Below are 6792 nucleotides of genomic sequence, written 5' to 3'. Positions count from 1 at the left end.
TCCGGGCCGCCGGCTCGCCGCCCTCCTGCTGGCGGCCCTGGTCGCCCTCGCCGCAGCGAGCCCGGGCGCGTCGGCGGCCCGGACGGCCCCCTCGGCCGCACGCGCACCGGCCGCCTGGACGGCCCCGGCCGCGTCCGGCGGAGGACCCGACCTCGGCAACGTCTCGCTGCTCTGGACGGCCCGCGGCCGCGTCATCCTCGACAAGATCGTCAAGGACGGCTATCTGGCGGAGTTCAACACCACCTACGCCGCCACCTGGCTGGCGCTGCCCGACGTGTCCCCGGCGGCCGCCGGACAGGTCGACCAGATCCTGCGGGACAACTGGGGGCAGAACGAGGAGGCCGCCACCGAGGTCCAGGTGGTGGCGGCACAGACGATCAAGAAGACCGACCCGGACCTCTACGCGGAGCTGCTCGCGGCGAAGAAGATCGTCCCGAACGGCACCGTCCTCCAGACCGTCGGACGGAACTGGTCGCAGGCACCGGGCAAGAACCAGGGCCTCCTCGCGCTGCACGCCGAGATCATGGCGCTCAAGGCCCAGGTGAAGGCGAAGTACGTCGAGGCGGCGCTGAAGGCCGGGAAGACGCCGGCGCAGATCAAGGCGTCGCTGCGGAAGCTCGACGACCGGCTCAGGAAGCTCGGTGAGGGCGCCGCGTACCGGACGGAACTGCAGCGGGCCCGCCGGCTGGATCAGGTGAAGATCACCGAGACCGCGCTCTCCGCCGGCGACCTGGTCACGAACCAGCCCTGCGGCAACAAGTCGGGCTCGAAGTGCAGCGCCGTCGCCAAGGACGCCGACTACATCGTCCCGACCCAGACCATGGGCGGCCTCGCCATCGGCACGGACTACCTGCTCGGCGTCCTGCACCGCACCGACGAGGCGCTGGCGCGGAACGACGAGGCGGCCGCGCTGGAGTGGGCCGGCCGTCTCACCACCATCGCCGAGGGCCTCCAGGCGACCTACCAGACCGGCGTCGCGGGAACCAAGCCGGCGGCCAAGGTGCAGCTGCTCACCGCGGCGCGCAAGCAGGCGATGGACATCCTCAAAGAGGAGGACTTCAACTACCGCTACAAGGAGCAGCCGAAGGTCGCCGACAAGGTGAACGCGTCGCGGAAGGCCCTCAACAAGTACGGCGAAGGCCCGGCGCAAGTCCAGAAACGCGTCGACGCGGCCAAGAAGGACGACCAGAAAAAGAAGAAGCAGGCGTGCGCCGTGACGGGAATGATCCTGCCGGTCCCCGGGCTGCGGGCGGCGGCGCCGGCGGCGTTCCCGTTGAAGGACCCGTGCGACGGCGAGGAGGAGAGCGGGCTCATCAAGGGCCTCATGTCCAGTGACCTCGGCGGCGTCGACTTCTCCACGTTGCAGATGCGCTACATGTCCGACGACGGCGGCCACGTGAAGTACGCCTTCTCCGGCCGCCCGGGCGCCCCCGGGGTCGTGCAGAACGTCGGGTCGGGCTTCGACGCGGTCGCCGCCGGCAACGCCGACCTGCGGACGTGGCTCGTGCTGGACCCGAGCAGGTTCTGGGTCAACCTCAACCCCGCCGAACCCGACCGGATCATCGACCCGGCCCTCGGGCGGACGAACGCCGGCCGCGCCCTGCTCGACGCCGACTACCAGATGAAGCGCACCGCCGGGAAGCTGCTGGACCCGAACACCGGGGTCGGGGCGAAGTACTGGGACGCGATGGAGGCCGCCTCGGACAAGCCCTGCGCCGAGACACGGCTGTGGATCGTGCCCGGCGACGTCGAGGTGCGCGAGGACGGCTCGTCCCTGTACATCCTGAAGGCGGACCTCGCGGTGAAGGCCCAGGCGACCGAGATCGGCGACACCGGCAAGCTGTCCTGCACGACCGACCCCGCGACGCAGGCGCGCAGCGAGCGGCTGGAGCAGACGCTGATCGTGCCGGAGGTCGCCAAGGCGGTCAACACCGATCCGGCGTACGCGCCGATCCGCCGCGCGTTCCTGGCCCGCGTCGTCGCGCAGTGGATCCGCAAGCGGCACGGCGACGGCCACCGCACGTCGTTCGACGGCCTCATCGGCTCGGGCGACCTCGGCTCGGCGCAGCTCACGGACGGGTGGCGGCCCCGGCAGGTCTACGACTCCTACGTCCGTTCCATCCAGAACGGCGATTTCACCTTCACCCGGACCGTGGAGCGCGGCGGCGTGCGGATGCGGACGCGCGTCGTGACGGGCGGCGTCGACTTCAGCAAGATCCCGATGACGCCGGTCGACGCCGCGCGGATGGACCGGGAGCATCCGGGGCTGCCGCGGACGGTGCGGGCGTCGGCGTCCCGTCCCGCGTCCGCCGCGGACGGTTCGATCTGGCTGGGCGGGACCGACACGTCGCCGGGCAACGGGTTGTGGTCCCGGACGTCCGGTACCGTGCGGGCGTTCGCGAACGGGCGTACCGGCGTCGCGGCGATCATCGTGGTGGCGCTCGTGGTGGTGGTCTTCGGCCTCCGCACCGGTTCCGGCCGCAGGCGCCGGGCTTCGTGACCGGGTGACCGGCGACGGGTGGCCGGTGACGGGCCCCGGGAAAGCAGAAAACCGCGGGCCCGAACGGATCCGCGGTCGTCTTTCCCTGATGTACCCCCGAGCGGATTCGAACCGCCGTTACCGCCTTGAGAGGGCGGCGTCCTAGGCCACTAGACGACGGGGGCCGGACTGTGAGCCTCCGCGGTCTCCCGCTCGGGCCTCGCCCAGCTTACCGGACCCGGGACCCCACCTCGAACCGAATTTCACTCCGGAACCGGCGCGCCCGGCGGCTCGCGCGGCGGAGCCGCGCACCGGGGATTCCAGGGGTCGCCTTCCTGGAAAAACACCAAGAGCGGTGGCGACATCGGCCGGAGACCGACGAGCACACCGCTCTGAGCGAACGTACCCCCGAGCGGATTCGAACCGCCGTTACCGCCTTGAGAGGGCGGCGTCCTAGGCCACTAGACGACGGGGGCCTGTCCACGAAGGTGGACGGAGCTGGGGTACCAGGACTCGAACCTAGACTAAGTGAACCAGAATCACTCGTGCTGCCGATTACACCATACCCCAGTGCGGTACGGGCTTCCCGGCCGTTTCCGGCTGGTCGCTCGCGCCTCGAAGAGAATACAGGACGGCGGGTCAGCGGCCAAAACGATTGCCGGAGCGGGCGTGATCAGCGGGAGAAGTCGGGCGGGCCGACGTGCTCGTCGCCCCACTCGACGAGCGGCCGCAGGCGCCGCCAGGCGTCGCGGACCCGGGTGACGACCTCGGGCGTCGCCATCCAGGGGTCGGCGGGCCAGCCCTCGTGGGCGTAGAGGGAGCGGTGGCGCAGCAGGTCGAGGCGGGGGTGGTCCTCCGGGGTGCCGCGCGGGCGCGTCTTCAGCCGGTCCCCGGCGATCTCGAGGCCGGTGGCGCGCAGGCCGTCCACGATGGACTGGAGCTCCTTGCCGGACGCGTCGGCGCCGACGGCGGCCCGGTAGCGACGGAGCTGCTCGGGCGTCGGCGCGTACATACCGCCGGCGACCATCAGGCCGTCGGCGTCGATCTGCACGTAGTAGCCGCCGCTGTGGCCGCCCTGATGGGTCTTGTAGGGCGTCTTGTCCTTGCTGAAGCGGACGTCGCGGTAGGGGCGGAACAGCTTGACCGCGCCGAACTCCTCTTCCAGCTCGGCGCACAGGTCCGCCAGCGGGCCGCGGACGTGCTCGTCGTAGACCTGCCGGTTCGCCGTCCAGTAGGACTTGCTGTTGTCGGCGAGGAGGCCCTCGTAGAACTCGAACGCCTCGCTGGTGAAGCCGGTGAACGTCATGACCTCCCCTTCGTACGGCGTCCCCAGCTTAGGGACGCCGTACGACAGCGAGGTCAGTCGCGGGCGACGACGCGGTTGGTGAGGGAGCCGACGTTCTCGACGGTGACCGTGACCTCGTCACCGACCTGCAGCGGTCCGACGCCCGCGGGGGTGCCCGTGAGGATGACGTCGCCGGGCAGCAGCGTCATGACCTGGCTGACGTACTCGACCAGGCTGGGGACGTCGTGCAGCAGCAGCGACGTGCGCGACTCCTGGCGGACCTCGCCGTTCACCGTGGTGGAGATCGCGAGGTCGGACGGGTCGGCCTCGGTCTCGATCCACGGGCCGAGCGGGCAGAAGGTGTCGAAGCCCTTCGCCCGCGTCCACTGCCCGTCCTTCTTCTGCAGGTCGCGGGCCGTGACGTCGTTCGCGCAGGTGTAGCCGAGGATGACGTCGGCGGCGCGGGCCGCGGGGACCTCGCGGCACATCCGGCCGATCACCACGGCGAGCTCGCCCTCGTGGTCGACGCGCTCGGAGAGCCGCTCCGGGTAGGCGATCGCCTCGCCGGGCCCGATCACCGCGGTGGACGGCTTGGCGAAGATCACCGGTTCGGCGGGCGGCTCGCCGCCCATCTCGCGGGCGTGGTCGGCGTAGTTCTTGCCGATCGCGATGACCTTGCTGGGCAGGATCGGGGCCAGCAGCCGGACGTCGGCGAGCGGGAAGCGCTGCCCGGTGAAGGTCAGGTCGCCGAACGGGTGGGCCGCGACGGCGGCGATGGTGTTCTCCTCCACCACGCCGAAGGACATGCCCTCGTCGGTGGAGAACCTGGCGATACGCATGGCCGGAAGCCTAGTACGCGGCTCAGAACCCGCACGCGGCGCCGTTGAGCAGGCACGCTCCCGGCATGGCCGGGGTGCCGGACGCGCCGAACTGGACGTCCATGGTGCCGCCGGGCGGGATCGGGTCGGCGCCGTCCGCGTTCTGCATCACCGGATGGGCGCCGGCGCGGACGAGCCGCGCGTCCCAGACGGTGCGGACGTCGGCGCCGGGCGCGTCGAAGCTCAGCCGCCAGGCGGCCATGGGCCGTCCGGTGCGGTTGGTGATGACGAACCGGCCTTCGAAGTAGCCGTCGTCCCGCTGGACGACCTGGTAGGTGATGCCGTTGCCGGTCACCACGGTCCCGACGCGCGGGGCCGGTCGCGCTCCGGGCCGCTGCGTCGTCGGGCTGGCGGCGGGGCTCTTGCCCGGGGCCCGGCTGCCCGGCGTCCGGGTGGCGGGCGCGCGGAGGTCAGGGTCGTCGCCGCCGTCCGATCCGTCTCCGCTGAGCAGCGACACCGCTGCCAGCGCCACGGCCATCACCAGCACGGCCGCGGCGAGCGCGAGGAGGACCGCGAAGCGCTGCGGCCACACCGGGCCCTTCCCATGCGGCGGCTTCGGCGCGGATCCGGCGAGCCCCGGCGGCGCCATCGCCGCCGGGGGCGGTCCCGCGATCCGCCGGTCACCCGGGTCGGGCGCCGGCGGATCGGGCGCCGTCGCATCCGGGTCCACGACCACGGCCTCGGGCTCGGGCTCGGGCTCGGGCTCGCCGGGGGTGTCTCGCGGCGGATCTGCCGAGGCGACCTCGACCGGCGCTTTCTCGGCTTCCCCGGCGGCCGGCGGCGCGGGACGGGCGAACTCGACGGTGGACGTGTGGTCCGGAGGCACGTAGCCGGGCTCGTCGCCGCTCACTGCTCGCCCTCCCTGTGGACGGTCACATGGAGTCCGACGGCGGGCGCGGCGATCAGGTTCGTCGGGAATGCCGGAAATGTACGGTCAGCACTGCTGGCCGGCGGGCTCCAGGCCGCGGCGCGCGGCCTGCCGCTGGTGCCGGTTGAGCATGTCGGTGATCAGCTCGATCGCGCCGGGGGTGGCGATGTCCTGCGCGCCGCTGAGCCAGCGGGTGGCCTCGGCGAGCAGGTCTTCGGCGGACCCGTCGGCGCCGTCGTCGGCCATCCGGCCGAGCACCGCGCCGAGCCGCAGCGCCGCCGCGTCGTGCCCGGACTCGGCGGCCCGCCGGTACCAGTCGGCGGCCTGCCCGAGGTCGCCCTCGCACTCGTAGATCTCGCCCAGCCCGAAGGCGACGTCGGCCCAGGATCCGTCCGTGGGACGCCCGAGGTCCTCGGGACTCCAGGGTCGGACAGGCATGCGATCACTCCGGTGGTTCGGCTACTGGACCGCGGCGCGCGGGAACCTCACACGTGCCGTGCGCGACCCATGGTGGCGCCGCCGCCCGAAATCCGCCACCGCTTTAGCCGGTTTGGTGGAAATATCCGCGAAACGCCCGGTCAGCACAGCAAGGCCCCTCGTCCGTTCGGACGAGGCCGCCCCGGCTCGGATCGTCCCGGTCAGCCCAGGTCGTACGGTCAGCCCAGGTCGTACCGGGCGAGCGCGTCGTCGAAGCCGTCGTGCCCGTCCTCGTACGAGCGCGGCCGGACGAGCGCGCCCGTGCCAGCCCGGGTGAGCAGGGCCGGGAGGGCGAGCGGGTCGGGCAGCGCGCCGCCGCCGAGGGCGACGGGGTCGCGCAGGACGGTCCGGACGCCCGGGGCGCCGGAGACGAACTCGCCGGCGACGAAGCCGTCGGTCTCGGTCCAGACGACGGCGCGCGTGCCGAGCAGGAAGGTGGCGTCACGGGGGTCGGAAGGGTCGAGCCACACGTCCGCCAGGGGCGTTCCCGAGGCCTGGAGCGCGTCGCTGACCATGGTGATGTATCCGCGGGTGGCGTCGACGTGGGGGTCCGGGTGGGCCTGGGGGCGAACGTGGCCGGTCACTAGCACATCCCTCTCTTCCGCTTGATTGCAGTATGAGGGAATCGGTCGCTTATGTCCTGTTTCAGCGAAACTTTCTGCTCGTGAGGACAGCATGAACTAACCCGTTGACCCCATACCTCCCTTCCGTCTCCCCCGTCACTGCGGACACGGTCACCGGCGGGCCGCGACCCCGCATCGCGGCGGGCGCCGGCGCGGGCTCGACCGGCGGGCCCGCGGGCCCG

6 protein-coding genes and 3 tRNA genes are annotated in these 6792 nt (G+C 72.2%); 1 reads left to right on the top strand and 8 read right to left on the bottom strand.

The features are described from left to right. Positions 1–2500, top strand: a 2500-nt coding sequence (locus F9B16_RS51920; protein WP_225992631.1) for a hypothetical protein, incomplete at its 5' end; no start/stop codon positions are given. A 91-nt stretch (positions 2501–2591) separates the two neighbouring features. On the opposite strand, the gene F9B16_RS48415 is transcribed toward F9B16_RS51920, so the two are convergent. The 8 genes from F9B16_RS48415 to F9B16_RS48380 all read right to left on the bottom strand — a co-directional run bounded on the left by F9B16_RS48415 (position 2592) and on the right by F9B16_RS48380 (position 6571). Then, a tRNA-Glu gene (locus F9B16_RS48415) sits at positions 2592–2664 on the bottom strand. 218 nt (positions 2665–2882) lie between these two features. Further along, a tRNA-Glu gene (locus F9B16_RS48410) sits at positions 2883–2955 on the bottom strand. A gap of 22 nt (positions 2956–2977) precedes the next feature. Continuing rightward, a tRNA-Gln gene (locus F9B16_RS48405) sits at positions 2978–3049 on the bottom strand. Between the two features lie 103 nt (positions 3050–3152). After that, entirely contained in the window at positions 3153–3785 is a 633-nt protein-coding gene (locus tag F9B16_RS48400; protein WP_151547015.1) for a DUF2461 domain-containing protein, read from the bottom strand. Between the two features lie 53 nt (positions 3786–3838). Next, positions 3839–4603: a fumarylacetoacetate hydrolase family protein gene (locus F9B16_RS48395; RefSeq protein ID WP_151547014.1), complete on the bottom strand. Its 765-nt coding sequence runs from the start codon at positions 4601–4603 to the stop codon at positions 3839–3841. A gap of 22 nt (positions 4604–4625) precedes the next feature. Beyond that, positions 4626–5492 (bottom strand): cellulose binding domain-containing protein, encoded by an 867-nt coding sequence (locus F9B16_RS48390; RefSeq protein WP_151547013.1) that lies wholly within the window; start codon positions 5490–5492, stop codon positions 4626–4628. A gap of 84 nt (positions 5493–5576) precedes the next feature. Then, the gene (locus tag F9B16_RS48385; RefSeq protein WP_151547012.1) at positions 5577–5948 is read right to left on the bottom strand and encodes an SEL1-like repeat protein; all 372 of its coding nucleotides are present in this window, start codon (positions 5946–5948) and stop codon (positions 5577–5579) included. Positions 5949–6166: 218 nt separating this feature from the next. Then, positions 6167–6571, bottom strand: a complete 405-nt coding sequence (locus F9B16_RS48380) for a DUF6292 family protein (protein ID WP_151547011.1) — start codon at positions 6569–6571, stop codon at positions 6167–6169. Between the last annotated feature and the right edge of the window lie 221 nt (positions 6572–6792).

This window comes from Actinomadura montaniterrae, assembly GCF_008923365.1.
In the GTDB taxonomy this organism is placed as follows: Bacteria; Actinomycetota; Actinomycetes; order Streptosporangiales; family Streptosporangiaceae; genus Spirillospora; species Spirillospora montaniterrae.
Note: the sequence above shows the minus strand (reverse complement) of the source record. Positions and strands in the feature narration are given on the sequence as shown.

Coding starts and splice junctions, on each gene's coding strand:
- F9B16_RS48385 (WP_151547012.1), bottom strand. CDS start 5,948: ATGCCTGTCCGACCCTGGAGTCCCGAGGACCTCGGGCGTCCCACGGAC.
- F9B16_RS48400 (WP_151547015.1), bottom strand. CDS start 3,785: ATGACGTTCACCGGCTTCACCAGCGAGGCGTTCGAGTTCTACGAGGGC.
- F9B16_RS48395 (WP_151547014.1), bottom strand. CDS start 4,603: ATGCGTATCGCCAGGTTCTCCACCGACGAGGGCATGTCCTTCGGCGTG.